General features: G+C 73.9%; 13 protein-coding genes. 3 read left to right on the top strand and 10 right to left on the bottom strand.

What is annotated here, in order from left to right; genetic code table 11:
• Position 1 precedes the first annotated feature (1 nt).
• Positions 2-1,132 (top strand): glycine cleavage system aminomethyltransferase GcvT, encoded by a 1,131-nt coding sequence (gcvT, locus tag QSK15_RS18025; RefSeq protein WP_285795334.1) that lies wholly within the window; start codon positions 2-4, stop codon positions 1,130-1,132.
• Positions 1,133-1,254: 122 nt separating this feature from the next.
• On the opposite strand, the gene QSK15_RS18020 is transcribed toward gcvT, so the two are convergent.
• From QSK15_RS18020 to QSK15_RS18005, 4 genes are all read right to left on the bottom strand, one after another.
• A complete protein-coding gene (locus QSK15_RS18020; RefSeq protein ID WP_285795333.1) occupies positions 1,255-2,544 on the bottom strand; it encodes a DUF2314 domain-containing protein in 1,290 nt (429 codons plus the stop codon).
• A 67-nt stretch (positions 2,545-2,611) separates the two neighbouring features.
• The gene (gene cobS, locus QSK15_RS18015; protein WP_285795332.1) at positions 2,612-3,385 is read right to left on the bottom strand and encodes an adenosylcobinamide-GDP ribazoletransferase; all 774 of its coding nucleotides are present in this window, start codon (positions 3,383-3,385) and stop codon (positions 2,612-2,614) included.
• A complete protein-coding gene (locus QSK15_RS18010; protein WP_285795331.1) occupies positions 3,375-5,348 on the bottom strand; it encodes a bifunctional adenosylcobinamide kinase/adenosylcobinamide-phosphate guanylyltransferase in 1,974 nt (657 codons plus the stop codon). The genes cobS and QSK15_RS18010 overlap by 11 nt, the downstream gene beginning before the upstream one ends.
• A 59-nt stretch (positions 5,349-5,407) precedes the next feature.
• Positions 5,408-7,210, bottom strand: coding sequence for a serine/threonine-protein kinase (locus tag QSK15_RS18005; protein WP_285795330.1), 1,803 nt, complete (start codon positions 7,208-7,210; stop codon positions 5,408-5,410).
• 146 nt (positions 7,211-7,356) lie between these two features.
• Between QSK15_RS18005 and QSK15_RS18000 the strand changes: the two genes are divergently transcribed.
• Positions 7,357-7,557, top strand: coding sequence for a hypothetical protein (locus QSK15_RS18000; RefSeq protein ID WP_030337978.1), 201 nt, complete (start codon positions 7,357-7,359; stop codon positions 7,555-7,557).
• Positions 7,557-8,354 (top strand): site-2 protease family protein, encoded by a 798-nt coding sequence (locus QSK15_RS17995; RefSeq protein ID WP_285795329.1) that lies wholly within the window; start codon positions 7,557-7,559, stop codon positions 8,352-8,354. Before QSK15_RS18000 ends, QSK15_RS17995 begins: the two co-directional genes overlap by 1 nt.
• Before the next feature lie 105 nt (positions 8,355-8,459).
• On the opposite strand, the gene QSK15_RS17990 is transcribed toward QSK15_RS17995, so the two are convergent.
• The 6 genes from QSK15_RS17990 to nadA all read right to left on the bottom strand — a co-directional run bounded on the left by QSK15_RS17990 (position 8,460) and on the right by nadA (position 19,247).
• Positions 8,460-9,458: an aldo/keto reductase family protein gene (locus tag QSK15_RS17990; protein ID WP_285795328.1), complete on the bottom strand. Its 999-nt coding sequence runs from the start codon at positions 9,456-9,458 to the stop codon at positions 8,460-8,462.
• A 44-nt stretch (positions 9,459-9,502) separates the two neighbouring features.
• Entirely contained in the window at positions 9,503-14,710 is a 5,208-nt protein-coding gene (locus QSK15_RS17985) for a WG repeat-containing protein (RefSeq protein ID WP_285795327.1), read from the bottom strand.
• Between the two features lie 384 nt (positions 14,711-15,094).
• Positions 15,095-15,655 (bottom strand): helix-turn-helix domain-containing protein, encoded by a 561-nt coding sequence (locus QSK15_RS17980; RefSeq protein ID WP_285795326.1) that lies wholly within the window; start codon positions 15,653-15,655, stop codon positions 15,095-15,097.
• Between the two features lie 158 nt (positions 15,656-15,813).
• A complete protein-coding gene (locus QSK15_RS17975; protein WP_030337973.1) occupies positions 15,814-16,407 on the bottom strand; it encodes a DUF3043 domain-containing protein in 594 nt (197 codons plus the stop codon).
• A gap of 72 nt (positions 16,408-16,479) precedes the next feature.
• Complete coding sequence (gene murA / locus QSK15_RS17970) at positions 16,480-17,835, bottom strand: UDP-N-acetylglucosamine 1-carboxyvinyltransferase (RefSeq protein WP_030337972.1); 1,356 nt, start codon at positions 17,833-17,835, stop codon at positions 16,480-16,482.
• 212 nt (positions 17,836-18,047) lie between these two features.
• Entirely contained in the window at positions 18,048-19,247 is a 1,200-nt protein-coding gene (nadA, locus tag QSK15_RS17965; RefSeq protein ID WP_285795325.1) for a quinolinate synthase NadA, read from the bottom strand.
• Positions 19,248-19,259: the final 12 nt, after the last annotated feature.

The raw sequence follows: 19,259 nt of genomic DNA, 5'->3' as shown, positions 1-19,259 counted from the left end.
CATGACCGACGTGACCTCCGACGCCGCCGCGACCCGGCTGCGCCGTTCCCCGCTGCACGAGCGGCACACCGCCGCCGGAGCCAAGTTCGCCCCCTTCGGGGGCTGGGAGATGCCGCTGGAGTACGCCGGCGGGGGAGTGCTCAAGGAGCACACCGCGGTGCGTACGGCGGTCGGGGTCTTCGACGTGTCGCACCTGGGCAAGGCCCGGGTGAGCGGCCCCGGCGCGGCCGACTTCGTCAACTCCTGCCTCAGCAACGACCTGGGCCGGATCGGTCCGGGCCGGGCGCAGTACACGCTCTGCTGCGACGACGCCACCGGCGGCGTGGTGGACGACATCATCGCCTACCTCTACGCCGACGACCACGTCTTCCTCATCCCGAACGCGGCGAACACCGCCGAGGTGGTACGCCGGTTGCGCGCCGCCGCGCCCGCGCAGGTGACCGTCACCGATGAGCACGAGGCGTACGCGGTGCTGGCCGTGCAGGGCCCCCGCTCGGCCGAGTTGCTGGCCGCCCTGGACCTGCCCACCGAGCACGGGTACATGAGCTTCTCCGCCGCGAGCCTGGCCGGGGTGGAGCTGACCGTCTGCCGTACCGGCTACACGGGCGAGTTGGGCTACGAGCTGGTGGTGCCGGCGGAGCACGCGGTCGCGGTCTGGGACGCGCTCTTCGCGGTCGGCGCGACGTTCGGGCTGCGCGCCTGCGGGCTGGCCGCCCGGGACACGCTGCGCACCGAGATGGGTTACCCGCTGCACGGGCAGGACCTCTCCCTGGACATCAGCCCGGTGCAGGCCCGCTCCGGTTGGGCGGTCGGTTGGGACAAGCCGGCCTTCTGGGGCCGCGACGCGCTGCTCGCCGAGAAGGCCGCCGGCCCCCGGCGGACGCTGCGCGGCCTGGTGGCCGTGGACCGGGCCATCCCGCGCCCCGGTATGACCCTGCACGTGGGCGACGTCCAGGTCGGCACCGTGACCAGCGGCACCTTCAGCCCGACGAGGAAGCAGGGCATCGCCCTGGCCCTGCTGGACACCGACGCCAACCTCGCGGACGGCGCCGAAGTCGAGATCGACATCCGAGGCCGCCGAGCCCCCGTAACCCTAACGAAAACCCCCTTCGTAACCCCCTCAGTGAAGTAACCCACCCCCACCCCACCCCCCAGCCTGGTTGATCATGAAGTTGCTGCCAGCGCCGTCGGCGTGTCTTGGCAATAACTTCATGATCAACGCGGAAGAGGGGGAGGGGCCGGGAGCGGGCGGGGTTAGGGGGTGGGGGGTTCGCCGGAGTCCAGGACTGCCTGGGTCCAGCCGCCTTCGATGACGCCTGTCGCGTCCAGGACCGCCCAGTCGACCACGTCGGAGGTCTCCACCACCACGGGGGCGCCGATGCGGACGCTCTGGTCGGTGTTGGCGTCGCTGGCGCTCACGCCCACGATCCGTTCCGGGACCTCCCACGAGGTGACGCCCGCCCAGACGTACTCCGGGCCGTCGTCCCCGGGCAGGCCGTACTTCACCACCAGCTGCGACTCGGTGGGGAACCGACCGGCGACGAACCTGGCCCGCGCGTCACCGAGCGCGGCCCGGGCGGTGGCGACCGCACGGCTCATCGCGTCACCGGAGCGCGCGTAGCGCACGTCCGGCTGGATCCCGGAGAACAGCGTCGCGCAGGCGGCGGCGTAGTACCGCCCGTCCGGGCCGGGGTGCCCGGCCGGCGGGCGCAGGCTGAGGAACGAGTCGGCCTCCGGGTCGGTCGCCGGGTCCAGTTCGAGGCGGAGCAGCACCGGGGCGGTGGCACCGTGCTGCTCCGGATTGCCGTACGCCACGGCGATGTCGTGCCCGGTGACCGTCGCCAGCACCGGCAGCTGCACGAACGCCGGCACCTCCTCGCCGGTGAGCCCGTCGGTCCAGTCCCGCAGCAGCCGGCGGGCCGCCCCGGTCATCACCGCACCCCAGGCGCGGGTGAGGTGGTCGGGCACCCCCTGCGTCTGCAACTCCAGCAGGCCGAAGCGGCGCAACCCCTTCGTGGTGAACCACAGCCCCTCGGTGTCCGAGGAGTACGGCACCAGCACCCAGTCGACGAGCCGGATGCGGCCCTGCTCGTCCGGGAGGGACCGCAGCGCGGTCGCCGGGTCGAGGAACTGGAGACCGAAGACGTCCACCACGTCGCTGTCGACGGATTCGGCCACGGCCGCCGCGACCGCCCGGGCGGCCCACTCGTGTGCCGGCGGCCAGCCGGGCCGGTACTCGGCCTGTACGACCACCAGGTGCGTCGCCGCCGCCAGCCGGGCCAGTTGCTCAGTGGTGGCACCGAACGCGGTGAGCAGGTCCGGCGGCAGCTCGGGAAACTCGGCGATCGGCCGGGTGTCGACGCTCATCAGCGGACTGTCGAGCATCTGCCGGGCCAGCCCGTGCACCGGCTCGGCGAGCCGGCCGGTCAGGGCCGCCACCGCGGTCTTCGCACTGACCTTCGGCAGCCCTGTCATCGGCACCAGGTAGGTCGCGCTGAGCGACTCCGGCACCGGTACGGGCAGGAAGTCGTCAGTGATGAGCATGGTGGGATCCCCCGGTGGCCGTGCCGGTGTTGTCGAGGCGAACGCTACCCGGCTCGTCGTGCCCGGTTCAGCCGGACAGCACCAGACCCAGGTAGACCAGCGTGGTGACCACCTCGACGGTCGCGCCGAGGACGTCGCCGGTGATGCCGCCGAGCCGGCGTACCACGTGGGTGAGCAGCGGTAGCGCGACGGTGATCGCGGCGACGACGGCCAGTGGCCCCTGCCACGGACGGCCCGCCACCGCGGGCACCGCCAGCAGCACGACGGCGACCGCGCCGGCGGCCACTGCCACCGGGCCGACGGTGCCGGCGACCAGCGCGCCCAGCCCGTCGGGCCGGGCCGCCGGCACTCCCCGCCGGCAGGCCACCGTGACACCGAACCGCCCGGCCGCGGTCGCCGCCACCACCGCCGCGAGCGCCGCCGGCCAGGACCGGCCCGCCAGGTCGGCGAGCGCCGCCGCCTGCACCAGGAGTACGACCACCAGGGCGACCACCCCGAACGGGCCGACGTCCGGCTTCTTCATGATCTCCAGGGCAGCCGCTCCGCGCCGGTACGAGCCGAGCGCGTCCACGGTGTCGGCCAGCCCGTCCAGGTGCAGCCCCCGGGTGAGCAGCGCGGCGACGCCGACGGTGACGCCGGCCGCCACCAGCGGGGGAGCGAGCGCCCCGGCCAGCAGCAGCACACCGGCCAGCAGGACGCCGAGCAGCGCGCCGACCACCGGGGCGAGGGCCATCGCGGTGCCGGCGACCGGGCGATCGATGCGCCCGGCCCGCACCGGCAGCGTGGTGAACGTGGTGACTGCCAGCCGGGCTCCCGCGAGCAGTCGTGGCTCAGCCGGCACGCAGGCCCGACGCCGGCTGCTCGTCCGTCCCGGTGCTGGCCGGGCCCGGCCCGGCCGGCTCCGGCTCGGCGAAGTCGGGCTCGGTGACGTCCGGGCCGGTCGAGTCGGGCTCGGTGAGGTCCGGGTCGGCGTAGCTCGGGTCGGTGGACTCCGGCTCGTCCCCGGCCGGGTCGGTGTCGTCACCGCCACCCAGCGACGGGTGCGCCGGCAGCGCGGCGGCCAGCGCCAGCACCGAGCGCAACAGCGGCAGCGCGACCAGCGCGTTCGCGCCCTCGCCGAGATCCAGCCGCAGGTCGAGCAGCGGGGTGAGGCCCAGCACGTCGGCGGCGAGCCGCACTGCCGGGTGCCCGCCGTGGTCGGCCAGCAGGCACCAGTGCCGGGCCTGACCGGCCAGGTCACGGCTCACCATGCCGGCGGCCAACCCGACCGGCCCGTCGAGCAGCACCGGCACCCGGCGGGCGGTGGCACCGAACAGCACGCCGGTCGCCACCGCCACGTCGCCGCCGCCCAGCTCGGCGAGGATGTCCTTGGCACCACGTGACGAGCGGCGGGTGCGGTGCAGCGCGTCGCGGACCGCCGCGCAGCGGGTCATCCACGCCGCGTCGTCGATCTCGCCGGAGTCGGTGATCACCCGGCCCAGCACGGCGGGCGGCTCCGCGCCCGCGGTCGCCGCGAGCACCGCTGCGGCCGCCGCCTCGGTGCCGGCGCCGCACGCCCCGAGCACCAGCAGCTGTACGCCGGCGTCGGCGGCCTGTTCGGCCAACCGCCAGCCGTAGCGCAGCGCGGACTCCACCTGCTCCGGCGTGAGGGCCGGCTGGTCCTCGATCGGCGCGGCAGCCGGGGTGTCCACCACCTGAAGACTGGCGCCACTTTCGGCGGCCAGCCGGGCCAACGCGCCCTGGCCGGCGCGGGCCTGCGCGGCGCGGCGCGCCGACTCACCGGCTACGGTGCCGGCCGACGCCCCACCGGCGTGGTCGCCGTGCAGCAGCAGCACCCGCACCGAGCCCCAGGCGGCCGGGGTGGAGGTGCCCTGGGTGGCGGCGGCGAAGCCCACCACCCGGTCCAGCACGCCCAGCCCGGCGCCCGGTACGTCCAGGGTGGCCAGCCGGTCCACCGCCTGCGGGCCCGCGTACTCGTCGGGCATCGGCAGTTCCATGCCGGGCTGGATGACCAGCCCGGTGGCCACCATCGGCAGCGCCATTGTCGGTGCGGCCCACGCGTTGCCCGGTTCCGGCGTCGGGGTGGCCGGCGGCGTGTGGGTCAGCACGTCGGGCAGCTGCACCTCGGGGGTCGGCTCGGTGTCGGCCAGGCTCGCCGCGACCGGCGCGGTGCCGGCGGCCGTCGCCGCGGTCACGGTGGCGGCCGGTTCGGTGGCGGCCGGTTCGGTGGCGAGGGCTGCCGGTTCGGTCACGGCGGCCACCGACTTGAGCCAGACCGGCTGGCCGGCGACGACGAGAACCACCGCGTCGCAGGCGTCGGCGACCGCGCGGTTGGCCGCGCCCAGCGCGTCGGTGAACGCCCGGCCCAGCGGCGTGGTCGGCACCAGCGACAGCCCCACCTCGGGGCTCACCAGCACCACCCGGGCGGCACACCCACGGATCGCCTCGGCCAGCTCGGCGATCGTCGCCACGTCGTCGGCGGGTTGGTGGTCGGGGTCGAGCAGCACCGTCACCCAGCCGCCGAGGTCGTCGACGAGCACCGTCTCGTTGGTCTCGGCGGACGCCAGCACGTCGGCCAGCCGGCGCGGGTCCTCGGTGGTCTCCTCGGTGGTCCAGCTGCCCGGCCGACGGGCGCGGTGCGCCGCCAGCCGGGTCGCCCACTCGGTGTCCTCCGGGTCGCCCTCGGGCGCGGTGGCGACGTAGCGGACCACCGGCGCGTCGGTGACCAGGGACTCGGCGAACTCGGACTTGCCGGACCGGATACCGCCGAGCACCAGGACCGTGTTCCACCCGTCTACGGACATGCCCGTACCTTAAGGCCGCCCGGGCCCGCGGTGCCTGCCGGCCCGGTGCTCGCCGTCGTTCAGTCGCAGTGTTCGAACCCGCTGCCGTAGCTGACCCCGCCGGTGGAGCCGCCCCACTTGACGCACGTTCCGGCGGCGCTGGCCCGCACCGGTCCGGCGTAGTAGTCGAAGGACCCGCTGTCGGTGCTGCGCGCCCGCCCCTGCACCTCCAGGTACGCCGAGGCCGCCGACTTCGCGCCGACCGCGGTGTCCTTGAGGGTGACCACGCAGTTGGTGCCGGTGCCCGCGTGGTACAGCAGGAAGACCCGACCCTTGCGCTGCCCGTCGCCGCCGGTCAGCGTCGCCGAGTCGATCACCTGGTAGCCGCTGCCGCACGCCTGGGCGGCGGTGTACGGGTTGGGTCGGCTGGACGGGGTGCGGCTGGGCGTGGGCCGGCTGCTGGCGGTGGCGGTCGGCGGGTCGCCCGGCACCGGGGTGCGGGCGGGGTCGCCGCTGGTCGACGCGTCGACGGGGGAGCCGGACGGGCCGGCCGTCGCGGTGCGGCTGGCGCCTGGCGTCGTGCTGGGCCGGGGCGCGGTGGTGGTCGTGTCAGCGGGCGGCGGCGGTGCGTCGGTGACCGCCGCCGACTCGCCGGCCAGCGCGGGTGGCTGGTCCGCCGAACCCGGCTTCGCTTCGGGTCGCAGCGCCACCACGGTCACCGCGACGGCAAGCGCGACGAGGACGACAGCGCCGGCCCCGACCAGCAGGGGGAGGCGTCGACCCGTCGGCCCGCCCGGGAGCGCGTCCTCCCGGGTCGGCTTCGGTGCGGTCGTCGGCTCGGCCGCGACGCTCGCCGGTGCGCGCAGCGCGGCGGGCCCCGCCGACACCGGCGCGGCGGGCGGCGTCGCCGCGGCAGCTGGCGCAGGAGCCGCGACAGGTGACGCGGGAGCGGCAGCGGGCAGCGGAACGGCGGGCGCGGCGGAGGCCGCGACGCCCGGGGCCGGAGCGGCCAGCGCCCACGGTGGGCGGGCGGAGACCGGGATGCTCGCCAGGGTGGCGTCCCGGGCGTCGGCGGCGGCAGCGGCCAACTCAGCGGCGCTGCCGAACCGGTCCTCCGCACGCTTGGCCAGCGCGCGGGACACCACGGCGGCGACCGCTGGCGGAGTGTCCGCCGGTAGCGCCGCCGGGTCCTCCTGGGCGTGCCGCAGCGCCACCGCGAGGGGATTGTCACCGTGGAAGGGCGGCTGCCCGGCAAGGCAGAAGTACGCCACAGCGCCGAGCGCGTAGACGTCGGTGGCGGCCGAGACGGGCTGCCCGGTGGCCTGCTCGGGGGACATGTACGAGGCGGTGCCGAGCACCATGTTCGCGGCGGTGAGCCCGGCCATGTGCCGGGACCGGGCGATGCCGAAGTCGACGAGCACCACGGTGCCATCGGCCTTGACCAGCAGGTTGCCCGGCTTCACATCCCGGTGCACGATGCCGGCGAGGTGGGCGGTGTGCAGCGCGTCCGCGGCCTGGGCCAGCACCGACATGGTGGTGGCCGGATCCAGCCGCCGCACCGCGCGCACCCGGGCGGACAACGGCTCGCCCTCGACGTACTCCATCACCAGGTAGTCGACCTGGCTGCCGTCGTCGAGCACGGCCTGCCCCACGTCGTGCACCGGGACCACGCCCGGGTGCCGCAGCGCGGCGAGCATCCGCGCCTCGGCCCGGAACCGGGTGGTGAACTCCGGATCGGCGACCAGCGACGGCAGCAGCACCTTCACCGCGACCTCGCGTTCCAGCAGCACGTCCGTGCCGCGCCAGACCGCGCCCATCCCACCTGTCGCCACCCGCTCGCCCAGCCGGTACCGGTCACCGAGCAGCACTCCCCGCGTCAACACCGGGCCACCGTACCGGCTGGCGTCGATCGGATTGATCCACCCCGTGGTTCCCCGGCCGGGGCGAGCGAGCGGCCGTTGCGCGCCGGGCCGACTACGCTGGCGGGGGTTCGTCCCACGGGGACTTCAGCGGCGAGGGGAGACGCGGCATGGCGTGGAGCTGGCGGTACGAGGGCACTGACGGTCAGACGGTCGAGGGGCCGGCGGAGTCGTTCGGCAGCCAGGCCGACGCCGAATCCTGGATCGGTCAGACCTGGCGGGAGCTCGCGGCGTCCGGCGTCACCTCGGTCGCGCTCGTGGAGGACGACCGGGTGGAGTACCGGATGAGCCTGCTGCCCACGGCCGAGTGATGGCCTACGACCGCCCGGGCGGCGACGGGCTGGTCCTCGGCGTGCCCAGGGCGGCGTTCCGGCCCAGCCCGGTCTTCCTCGGCCTGGTCGCCCTCTTCGCGGTCAGCGGGGTGCTGACCTGGAACGGGTACGGCAACGTCCGGTTCAACGTCTTCCTCTTCGTGGTGTCCGGCTGGCTGGTGTCGCTCTGCCTGCACGAGTACGCGCACGCGGTGGTGGCCTACCGGGCCGGCGACCGGGACATCGCCCATCGCGGCTACCTGACGCTCAACCCGTTCAAGTACACCCACCCGTTGCTGTCGATCGTGTTGCCGGTGGTGGTGGTGCTGCTCGGCGGCATCGGCCTGCCGGGTGGGGCGGTCTGGGTGGACCGGCACGCCATCCCGGGCCGACTGCGGCACACCCTGGTCAGCCTCGCCGGCCCGGCGACGAACGTGCTGTTCACGCTGGTGTTGGTGGCGGCGGTGCAACTCGGCACCCGGTCGGGTGGCCCGGTGGAGTTCTGGGCCGGGGTGGCGCTGCTCGCCTTCCTCCAGCTCACCGCCAGTGTGCTGAACCTGCTGCCGGTGCCCGGCCTGGACGGCGGCAACATGATCCAGCCGTGGCTCAACCCGCAGTGGCGCAAGATGTACGACCTGTTCGCGCCGTACGGCTTCATCCTGCTCTTCGCGCTGCTGTGGAACCCGCGCATCGGCGGCTGGTTCTTCGACGCGGTCTTCGCGGTCGGTGACCTGCTCGGTCTGCCGTCGTGGCTCTACGCCACCGGCCTGGAGCTGATCCGCTTCTGGCAGAACTGAGCGGGCCCGGTGATGGGCGGAGCTGAGCGGGCTCGGTGACGGGCGGAGCTGAGCGGGCCCGGCCCGGTCGGCGTGGAGGTTCGCGCCGGCCGGGCCGGAACGGCGTCAGGGACGCTGCGCGGGGGACTCGGTCTTCGCCGGGTTCCGCTCGACGATCGGAGCGATAGCGTCGTCGATCGCCGTGAGCAGGTCGGCGTCGAGCTTCACCCCGGCCGCCTTCACGTTGTCGTGCACCTGCTCGGGGCGAGACGCGCCGATGATCGCCGACGAGACGTTCGGGTTCTGCAGCACCCACGCCACGGCGAGTTGGGCCATGCTGAGCCCGGCCTGCTCGGCGAGCGGCTTGAGCTGCTGGACCCGGGTCAACACGTCGTCGTTCATGAACCGGGAGATGAACCCGGCACCCGACTTCTCGTCGGTGGCACGGGAACCGGCCGGCGGCGGCTGGCCCGGCTGGTACTTGCCGGAGAGCACGCCCTGCGCGATCGGTGACCAGACGATCTGCCCGATGCCCAGTTCCTCGCTGGCCGGCACGACCTCGGCCTCGATGACCCGCCAGAGCATCGAATACTGTGGCTGGTTGGAGATCAGCGGGATGCGCAGCTCCCGGGCGAGCGGGTGGGCGGCGCGCAGCTGGTCGGCGGTCCACTCGGAGACGCCGATGTAGTGCGCCTTGCCGGAGTGGACGACGTCCGCGAACGCCTCCATCGTCTCTTCCAACGGGGTGCTGTGGTCGTAGCGGTGGGCCTGGTAGAGGTCCACGTAGTCGGTGCGCAGCCGGCGCAGCGAGCCGTTGATCGACTCGATGATGTGCTTGCGGGACAATCCACGGTTGTTGCGGCTGGGCCCGGTCGGCCAGTAGACCTTGGTGAAGATCTCCAGGCTCTCCCGGCGCTCGTTCTGCAACGCCCGGCCGAGCACGTCCTCGGCCCGTCCTCCGGCGTACCCGTCGGCGGTGTCGAAGGTGGTGATCCCCGAGTCGAGGGCGGCCCGGACGCACGCGAACGCCGCGTCCTCCTCGACCTGCGAACCGTGGGTGATCCAGTTGCCGTACGAGATCTCGCTGACCATCAGGCCGGAACGGCCCAGGTGTCGGAATTCCATGTACCGACCCTAGCCCTAGTGGATCATCATTGGCGACTGATGGCTCAGAGCACCGGATTGGCGTCGGTGAGTAGCCGGTCGATCTCCTCCAGCACCTCGGCGCGATCGCCGTGCACCGGGTCGATGAGCGGCACCCCGCGCCGGTCCAGCGCACCCCACCGCCCGTTGCCGCTCTCGATCAGGAACGCCACCGGGTGGATGACCAGCATCGGGTGCGCCGGCGGGACCAGCACCGTGCCGGTGCGGTCCACCACACCCCGCCGGCCCGCCACGTCGACCACGGCCAGCCCCTCATCGGTGAAACCGTCGACCTGCTGGCCGTCGGCCAGCTCGGTGACGAAGGCGTGGTAGCGGGTGGGCACGACGACACGGCCGGTCCGGTCGACCGCCCCCCACCCCTCGCGCCGCACCGCGGCCAGCCCGCGCCGGAACGGTCGTACCTCGGCGAAGTTGGGTGCGACCTGCACCGCCCCGGTCGCGTCGATCGCCGTCCAACCGCCCTCGCCGACCACCCAGGCCAGGCCGTCACTGAACGGATGCGCGGCCCGGAAGGACGGCGGGATCACCGTCGTGCCGAGCAGATTGATCAACGACCAGCGGTCGGTGTCCGGTCGGCGGACCCAGGCCAACCCGTCGTGGAAGGGCTGCGCCTCGGCGTACCGGGCGGGAATGACCACCTCGCCGTCCTGGCTGGTGTAACCCCACAGCTGCCCGTCCCGGTTCGGCAACGGGGGGCGGTCCCGGTCGAGGACCTCGTCCCGACCCCGGGGGTACGGCCCGAAGCCATCAGCCTCGGCCCGGACGGTGACCGCGTCGAGGGCCACCCGGACCCGGTCCAGCAGTTCGGCGTCGCCGGCCCCCCGCAGGTCGAGTGCCTTCTCGAAGTGCTCGCACGCCTCCATGAGCCGCCCCTGGTCGTAACACGACCGCCCGGCGTGCTCGTGCAGCGCGGCCCGCAACCGGTCAGGCAACTCGACCGAGTTGGCCTGAGCGAAAAGCTGGTCCGCCTCGGCGAAGTCGCCGCGCCAGCGCAACACGTGGGCCAGCCGGGCCTGGGCCAGCGCGGTCCGGCGCAGCTCGCCGGTGGCCTCGGCGTAGGTGAGGGCGAGCCGACCGTCGGCCAGCGCGTCGTCCAGCTCGCCGAGAATCCGCGAGGCCACCGCCCGCAGGCTGAGCAGCCGCGCCCGGGCACGGTTGTCGACCGCCGAGCCCAACTTCTCGGTCAGCCGTCGCCGAATGGCCCGCAGGTCGTCCGGCTCGGTCAGCTCCTCGCGCAGGGTGACCGGGTCCAACCGCCAGCGGTACGCGGCCAGCACCTGCTCAGGGTCGCCCGGGTCGGCCAGTGACGGGCGGGTCACCACTGGCGGTGCCTCGGCGGGCGGCGCGGACACCGGCATGTTCTCCCCGTCCGCGCCGCTCCTCGGGCCGGGTACGGCCGGGGCCGGTGGCCCGGACGTCGGCTGCACCGGCGCGGGTGGCCCGGACGTCGGCTGCACCGGCGCGGGTGGCCCGGACGTCGGCTGCACCGGCGCGGGTGGCCCGGACGTCGGCTGCACCGGCGCGGGTGGCCCGGACGTCGGCTGCACCGGCGCGGGTGGCTTGGACGTCGGCTCGACCGGCGCGGGTGGTCCGGAGACCGGTGCCGTGGTGGACGGTGATGCCGGGGCCGGTGGCGCGGAAACGGGCGCTGTGGCTGGTGGCGCGGACACCGACGCCGCCGAGACGGGCACTGGCGGTGCGGACACGGACGCCGCCGGGACGGGTGGCGCGGAGACGGGTGTTGGTGGTGCGGAAATGGGCGCTACGGAGTGGGGTTCTGCCGGCGCGGGTGGCGCGGAGAGGGGTGTTGGTGGTGCGGAGACCGGCGTTACGGAGTGGGGCTCTGCCGGCGCGGGTGGCGCAGAGCTGGGCGTTGTGCCGAGAGACCGCGCGGAGACGGGCTCCTGCGGCGCTGGAGGTGCGGAGACGGGTGCTGCCGGCACTGCCGATACCGGCGCTGCCGGGGGAGCGGAGACCGGCGTGACCGAGGCGGGCGATGCCGAGACGGGTGGTGCCGGAAACGGCGGTGCCGAGACGGGCGGGTTCGGTTCGTCCGCAGACGTCGCGGGCGGCGCGGCTTCCGCTGGCCACTCGTCGACGTCCGAGCCTTCCGCCGGGTTCGCGCTCGGAGGACCGGCAGCGCCGGTCGACTCGTCGGATGGCGCGAGTTCGTCAGTCGGGTGGTACCCGACCGGGTCGGCGTCCTCATTGGACGAAGCGGTGAAGGCCTGATCGTCGACGTCGGGTTCGGCTGCGAGGTCGCGTTCGGCCTGCTGGTGGGGGATCGCGAGCCCCGGTGCGCCGGAGACGGGTTGGTCACCGTCCACAGTTGCCGTATCGAACGCGGGCTTCGGGTCGTCGTCCAGGTCGTCCAGCCAGCGCCGGGGAGCACCGGAGACCGGGGCAGCGGGCGGCGCGGAGACCGGGGTAGCGGGCGGCGCGGAGACCGGGGCGAAGGCCTCGTCTGTTGTCGACCCGCTGGCGTCGGTCACGTCCAGGTGGGTGTCAGCCGTCGGCGTCGACGTCTCCGTGTCCGGTGCGGCCACTGTCGTGAAGAGGCCGGGGCTGCCGGTCGTCGACTCATCGTCGGTCGGGTCGTACTGCCGCTCGTCGCTCGTCGGCGCACCCGGCGAGGAATCGGCGGGCTGAGCCGGGCTGAACCACGCGTCCGGCCCCCGGACGCTCGCGACGTCGTCCGGTTCACGAACGGGCGCCACCGGCTCTTCCGAGGGTGGCGGGGGTACGTAGCGGCGCGGCGTACCGGGGGCCGGCGGGAGCACCGGCGCGACGTCCACCGCCGGCGGCTGCGGGACCGTGCCGTCCGCCGGACCGGGAGCAGGTGCCACCGGCGTGGGGTCGTCCGGGCGGGGGGCGGGGCGGGTTGCCGGTGACGCCGGTGCCTGCCAGGTGGGCGGCGGGGCGACCGACGGGCGTGCGTCCGCCACCGGGACCACCCGCTCCGGCGGGTACGGGCGCTGCGGCGCGTCCGGCCGCCCCGACGGGTACGGGTGTTGCGGAGCGGCTGGGTGTTGCGGGGCGGCCGGTCGATCGGCGGAGTGCGGCCGCTCCGTGGACGGCGAACGGTCCGGCGTGACCGGACGGCGGTCGGTTTCCGGGTTGCCGAACAGCGGGTCGCCGACCCGACGGTGATCCGGGCCCGGCGCCTCGCCGCGCCGCTGGTCCACCGGGCGGTCCCCGGTGTCCGGGCCGGGGTAACGCGGCGGCGGGGTGTGACGCGCCCCGGCCGTCGACGGCGGTTCGGTCAGCGGCCGGCGTGCCGGTGCTGGCGGGACGTCGGACCGCGCGTCGGCGCCGGGCGGCTCCACCGGCGCGGACAGGTACTCCAGCCGCAGGCGGGCGGCGGGCGGTCCCGAGACGGGCAGGTCGGCGGCGGGCGACACCGGAGCGGCGGACACCGGGCCTGGCGACACCGGAGCGGCGGACACCGGACGCTCCGGACCGGAGGGCGTGGGGGCGACGGGTGCCGGCGACACCGGCCGGTCCGGGAAGACGGGGGAGACCGGGGCGGCGGACACCGGCCGGTCCCAACCAGAGGGCGCGGGGGAGACGGGTGCCGGCGAGACCGGCCGGTCCGAACCGGGGGACACGGGTGTCTGCGACGCCGGCCGGTCCCCGCCGGGGGAGACGGGTGCCGGCGAGACCGGTCGCTCGGGCGAGGCCGATGGGACCGGCATGGCACGGCCGGCTGTGGGCGGCGCTGTCGCGGCCGGACGTACCCCTCGCTCGTCGGGCCGCGCCGTGGCGGCCGCCGGTCGCTCGTCGGGCCGTACCGGTCGCTCGTCGGGCCGGGACGGCGTGACCGGCGGCCGTTCGGGCCGGCCGGTCGGCCGCGACGCGACGCCCGGGTCGGTGGTGCGGTACGGGTCCGGGCCGCGGTGCGGCTCGGTGCGGTGCGGGTCTGAAGTGCGGTGCGGGTCTGAAGTGCGGTGGCCCGGCTCGCGGGCCCGGTCCGGGCTGCGGTCCTGGCGCACCGGACCCGGCGGTGGCCAGGGCAGACTGCCGTCCGACCGTTGGCCCGGCTGCGGCCGAGGCTCGCGGTACGCGTCCTCACGAGGCGCGTTCTCGCGGTACCCGTTCTCGGGGTACGCGTCCGGGCGGGCCTGTTCGCGGGGCCGCCGGTCCGGGTACGCCTCGGCGCGGGCTGCCGCCTCACGGGGCTGCTGCCAGTGCGGGTCGGTGTCGGGGCGACGCCGGTCGTCGTCGAGGCGGGGCTGGCCGGGCAGGTCCGCCTCGGGCCGACGCCGTCGTCCACCGTTGGGTGCGGGCGCTGCGCTGATTCCCTCGTCCGTGCGGTAGCGCGAGTCGGTCCCCTCGTCCGGGCGGTAGCGCGGCTCTGGGCGGCGCAGGTCGTCGGAGGCCCGGTCCGGGTACCCGTCGGCGCGGTAGCGGGGGCGGCCGTCAACGGGTGCCCACGGGTCGACCCCGTCGCCGCTGCGGCCGTCGTGGTCACGGGTGGGTCGGACGCCGTACCCGTCGCCGGGGTGTCGTTCGTAACCGGCGGCCGGTCGCTCCGGTGTGCCGCGTCGACGTGGCGCGTCGTCCGGCTCGGGCACCCAGCCGGGTTCGGGCCGGGGCGCGGGGGAGACCGGCGGTGTGCCCCGGTAGCCACGGTCCCGCTCGGTGGGCTCCTGCCGGGGGCGGCGGCTGTCGTACCGCTCCGGGGTGGGCTGGTCGCGGTGCCAGGCGGCCTCCCGCGCGGGTCCCCGCTCGTCGGCGGGGCGTCGGTCGGACCAGGCGGTGCGCCGGTCCGACTCGGGGGAGCGACGTTCGTCGCGGCGGGGTGGCTCGGGCAGCGGTCGACGGTACGGCTCGTGGTCGTAGTGGCGGGAGTCGGCGCTGTCGGGTCGCCCATAGGTCGACGCCGAGCGCTCGTCGTCGCGGAGTCGGCCGTAGGCCGGTGTCTCGCCCGGCTCGTCGTCCACCCAGGACCGGCCGTGGGGTGGCTGTTCCGCCGGTGGTTCGTCGGACCACGACCGGCCGAGGTAGGTGCCGTCCGGGCGGGTGGGCGCGAGCGGCGGCACCTCGGCGCGGCCGGACACCGTCGCCCGCCCACGGGGTGGCGGCTGGTGCGGCATGCCGATGTCGCCGGGGTAGCGCTGGCCGGGAAACTGGGGGTGCCACTCGGTGGTCGGCTCGATCACCCAGGCCGGTTCGTTCGGGTCTGGCCACCGGTCGGTGTAGCGGCCGTTCATCCGGCGAGCCCGTCGCCACACCCGGCCGCCGGGCCGATCGTCGCGGGGAGTGAGCTGTCCGCAGCCGCCGCCGGGTGACCGCTGGGCGTCCGGTCGCCGCCTGCCACGCCCCGGTGGCCGGCTCGCGTCCGCTCGCTCACGCGTTGTCACCTCGTTGCAAATTGTCGCGCTGGGGCCGCACGTGCCGGTCAGGTCGCCGCTCCGGCAGGCCGTGGCTGCGGATGGAGGGTAACGGCGTGGGCTCGCTCACCGCCACTGTGGCACCGCCCACCAGCGCAAACGTTATCCCATTGGTTTCGGACATTTGGGCCTATAACCGAATCTGGTCTCCGACCATACCGCACCCGGCGGCCAACCGGCTCCGGCGGGAGTCTCCGCGACCGGTCAGGGATGTTCCATGATGAGGACGGCGAACGTGCCGGCGGCGAGCGCCTCGTAATGGTGCGGGGCGTCGCCGGGGAACGTGGCGTAGTCGCCGGGGTCGAGTTCGACCGACGCGCCCTCGGGCCCCACCCGCAGTCGGCCGGCGGCGACCACCACGTGCTCGATGCTGCGCGGAGTGTGTCCCTGACCGGTTCGGATCGCCCCCGGTTCCAGCCGGATCAGGTAGACGTCCCGGCGCAGGTGCGCCGCACCGGCGCTGAGCAGCGTTCCGCTGAAGTCGGCCTGCTCGGAGCGGACGTGCGACCCATCTCCCGCCCGGATGACCCGTACGACGTCGTCCACCGGTTCCACCAGCCGGCTGAACGGCACGCCGAGGGCGACGCCCAGGGACCAGAGTGTCTCCACGCTCGGGTTGCCGCTGCCCGACTCCAGTTGGGAGAGGGTGGACTTGGCCACCCCCGCCCGCCGGGCCAACTCGGTGAGCGAGATGCCGACCCGTTCCCGTTCCCGGCGCAGGGCGGCGGCGATGGTGGCCAGCGGGGCAGCCGGTTCCGGAGGCATGCCTTCGCTCCATGGGGTCGAACGTTCGCTCTGGCGAACAACGGCAACCCGTTCAGCATGATGAACGCACCGCAGGATCCGCGCAGATACGGCGAAACTGCCGCCCCGAAGATGTCTGAGGCGGCAGTTTCGCCGTGGTCGCGCGGAATTGGGGCGGGTCAGACTTTGTCGCCCAGCTTGACCTGAGGCGCCGGAGCGCGCATCCGGCGGAAGGTGATCGACCGCATGACCGCGTAGAGGTAGAGCGACCCCATCCGCTGGTCGGACTTCGGGAAGCGCTCCCGGATCAGCTTGCTGATCTTGCGGCAGATCAGCACCGAGTCGATGACCACGCCCAGCGCCAGCGCGCCCCAGAGCAGGTTGGAGATCAACCGGACCGGCGCCGGCATGGCCGCGTTCGACCCGATCAGCACGATCAGCGCGCCGCCGAAGAACCAGGTGCCGACGGTACGCCGGGAGTCGACCACGTTGCGGGCCAGCAGCCGCTCCGGGCCACGGTCGCGGGGGCCACCCTCACGGCGGAACTCCGCCGCCGCCTCGGCGCGCAGTTGGCGGCGACGCTCCCGCTCCTCCTCCTTGGTGAGGGGACGGCTCGGACCGGCCGGGCGGCGGCCGACGGTCGGCCGCTTGGGCGTCTCCCGACCCTTGGCCGGGGTGTAACCCCGGGGACGCTCGGCGGTCTCCTCGGGGGTCACCGAGGTGACGGCCTCGTCGACGAGGTCGGTGGACTTGCGGCGAAAGAGCGACGGCACGCGGCAAGGGTAGCCAACGGTCCACGCCCGGTGCACATCGCGGTGCACCGGGCGTGAAGAGTGTGTCGGTACTTACGGACGCTCGGCGTGGGCGCCGAGGTCGGCGAGCTTCGCCTCGAAGTCCTCGTAGCCCCGGTTGATCAGGTCCACGCCGTACACCCGGGAGGTGCCCTCGGCCGCGAGCGCCGCGATCAGGTGGCTGAAACCGGCCCGCAGGTCCGGGATGACCAGGTCGGCGGCGTGCAGCTTGCTTGGCCCGGCGATCACCGCGGAGTGCTTGAAGTTGCGCCGGCCGAAGCGGCACGGGGTGCCGCCGAGGCAGTCCCGGTAGACCTGGATGTTGGCACCCATCGAATTCAGGGCCTCGGTGTAGCCGAGCCGCTGCTCGTAGACCGTCTCGTGGACGATCGACAGGCCGCGGGCCTGGGTCAGTGCCACGACCAGCGGCTGCTGCCAGTCGGTCATGAAACCGGGGTGCACGTCGGTCTCCAGCGCCACCGCGTTCAGCTCACCGCCGGGGTGCCAGAAGCGGATGCCGCCCTCCTGGCCGGGGTCGCCCAGCTTCGGCGCGCGGGCGTCGGTGACCTCGTACTCGCCGCCGACCGAACGGAAGATGTTCAGGAAGGTCATCATGTCGGCCTGCTGCGCGCCGAGCACCTCGACGTGACCACGGGTCGCCAGGGCGGCGGCCGCCCAGCTCGCCGCCTCGATCCGGTCCGGGATCGGCCGGTGGGTGTAGCCGTGCAGCTTCGGCACGCCCTGGATCTCGATCACCCGGTCGGTGTGGACCTTGATGATCGCGCCCATCTTCTGCAGGATGCAGATCAGGTCGATGATCTCCGGCTCCACCGCGGCGTTGCGCAGCTCGGTGACGCCCTCGGCCATCACGGCGGTCAGCAGCACCTGCTCGGTGGCGCCGACGCTCGGGTACGGCAGGGCGAACTTGGTGCCGTGCAGCCCGTTCGGCGCGGACAGGTGCAATCCCTCCGGCCGCTTGTCGACGGTTGCGCCGAACTCCCGCAGCGCCTGGAGGTGGAAGTCGATCGGGCGCGGGCCGATGTGGCAGCCGCCGAGGTCCGGGATGAACGCGTGCCCGAGACGGTGCAGCAGCGGGCCGCAGAACAGGATCGGAATCCGGCTGGAACCGGCGTGCACGTTGATCTGGTCGGTGCTGGCGCTCTCCACGTTCGCCGGGTCGAAGACCAGCTCGCCGTCCTCGGTGCCGTCGGTGACCTTGACACCGTGCAGGCCGAGCAGACCTCGCACCACCTCGACATCGCGGATCTTGGGCACGTCGAACAGCCGACTCGGGCTGTCGCCGAGCAACGCGGCGACCATCGCCTTCGATACCAGGTTCTTCGCGCCGCGCACGCGGATCCGCCCCTCGAGCGGAGTGCCTCCGTGCACAACCAGGACGTCGTCGGTCAACGCAACCTCCAGCGCGTCGGTGCTGCCGTGTTGATGGTGGGGCGCCTGAACGTTGTCGCTACCCCGGATGCGGCCATATCGAAACGGCCCGCGTGTGTCGTCGCTTGGGCAGCATAGCCCTCGGTGACGAGAAAGGACTCGGTCACATCGGCGTGTGTGGCATTAATCGGTGATCCGGCACTTTTGCGTACCAAGAACGCTACGGATCGTGATCAGGACACCGCCGGTGGAGGAGTGTCCGCGCCGGGCAGGGCGAGCATCTGATCCAGCGCGACCCGGGCGTGGTGGGCGGTGTCGGCGTCCACCGTGATCTGGTTGACGACCCGGCCCGCGACCAGCTCCTCCAGGGCCCAGACCAGGTGCGGCAGGTCGATCCGGTTCATCGTCGAGCAGTAGCAGACGGCCTTGTCCAGGAACATGATCTGCTTGTCCGGGTGCGCCAGCGCGAGCCGGCGGACCAGGTTCAGCTCGGTGCCGAGCGCCCACGCCGAGCCCGCCGGAGCCGCCTCGATCGTCTTGATGATGTACTCGGTGGAGCCGACGTAGTCGGCGGCAGTGACCACCTCGTGCCGGCACTCCGGGTGGACCAGGACGTTGACCCCGGGCACCCGCTCCCGCACGTCGTTGACGCTGTCCAGCGTGAACCGGCCGTGCACCGAGCAGTGCCCCCGCCAGAGGATCATCTTGGCGTCGCGCAGCTGCTCCGGGGTGAGCCCACCACCGGGCTTGTGCGGGTCGTAGAGCACGCAGTCGTCCAGCGACAGGCCCATCTCCAGCACCGCGGTGTTACGGCCCAGGTGCTGATCCGGCAGGAAGAGCACCTTCGACCCCTGCTCGAAGGCCCAGTCCAGGGCGCGCTTGGCATTGGACGAGGTGCAGACCACCCCGCCGTTGCGGCCCACGAAACCCTTGATGTCGGCCGACGAGTTCATGTACGTCACCGGGACGGTGTCAGCGGCGATGCCCAGCTCGGCCAGTGTGTCCCAGGCGGCCTCCACCTGGCCCAGGACGGCCATGTCCGCCATCGAGCAACCCGCCGCCAGGTCGGGCAGGATCACCCGCTGGCTGTCGGTGGTGAGGATGTCGGCGCTCTCGGCCATGAAGTGCACGCCGCAGAAGACGATGTACTCGGCGTCCGGACGCGCCGCGGCCTCCCGCGCCAGCTTGAACGAGTCGCCGGTCACGTCGGCGAACTGGATCACCTCGTCGCGCTGGTAGTGGTGCCCCAGCACGAAGACCTTGCTGCCCAGCTTCGCCTTCGCGGCGGTGGCCCGGGCCACCAGATCCGGATCGCTGGGCGCCGGCAGGTCGCCCGGACACTCGACGCCGCGCTCGGTGTCGGGGTCGCTGCCCCGGCCGAGCAGCAGCAGAGCCGTCGCCGTGTTGGAGGGTTCCACCCAGGTCGAAGTCACGTAACCCATGCT

This window comes from Micromonospora sp. NBRC 107095 (genome assembly GCF_030269705.1).
Taxonomy (GTDB): domain Bacteria; phylum Actinomycetota; class Actinomycetes; order Mycobacteriales; family Micromonosporaceae; genus Micromonospora; species Micromonospora parva.
This window is presented reverse-complemented; position numbering and strand designations above follow the sequence as displayed.

Coding starts and splice junctions, on each gene's coding strand:
- gcvT (WP_285795334.1), top strand. CDS start 2: ATGACCGACGTGACCTCCGACGCCGCCGCGACCCGGCTGCGCCGTTCC.
- QSK15_RS18020 (WP_285795333.1), bottom strand. CDS start 2,544: ATGCTCATCACTGACGACTTCCTGCCCGTACCGGTGCCGGAGTCGCTC.
- QSK15_RS18010 (WP_285795331.1), bottom strand. CDS start 5,348: ATGTCCGTAGACGGGTGGAACACGGTCCTGGTGCTCGGCGGTATCCGG.
- QSK15_RS18000 (WP_030337978.1), top strand. CDS start 7,357: ATGGCGTGGAGCTGGCGGTACGAGGGCACTGACGGTCAGACGGTCGAG.
- QSK15_RS17995 (WP_285795329.1), top strand. CDS start 7,557: ATGGCCTACGACCGCCCGGGCGGCGACGGGCTGGTCCTCGGCGTGCCC.
- QSK15_RS17990 (WP_285795328.1), bottom strand. CDS start 9,458: ATGGAATTCCGACACCTGGGCCGTTCCGGCCTGATGGTCAGCGAGATC.
- QSK15_RS17985 (WP_285795327.1), bottom strand. CDS start 14,710: ATGAACGGCCGCTACACCGACCGGTGGCCAGACCCGAACGAACCGGCC.
- QSK15_RS17980 (WP_285795326.1), bottom strand. CDS start 15,655: ATGCCTCCGGAACCGGCTGCCCCGCTGGCCACCATCGCCGCCGCCCTG.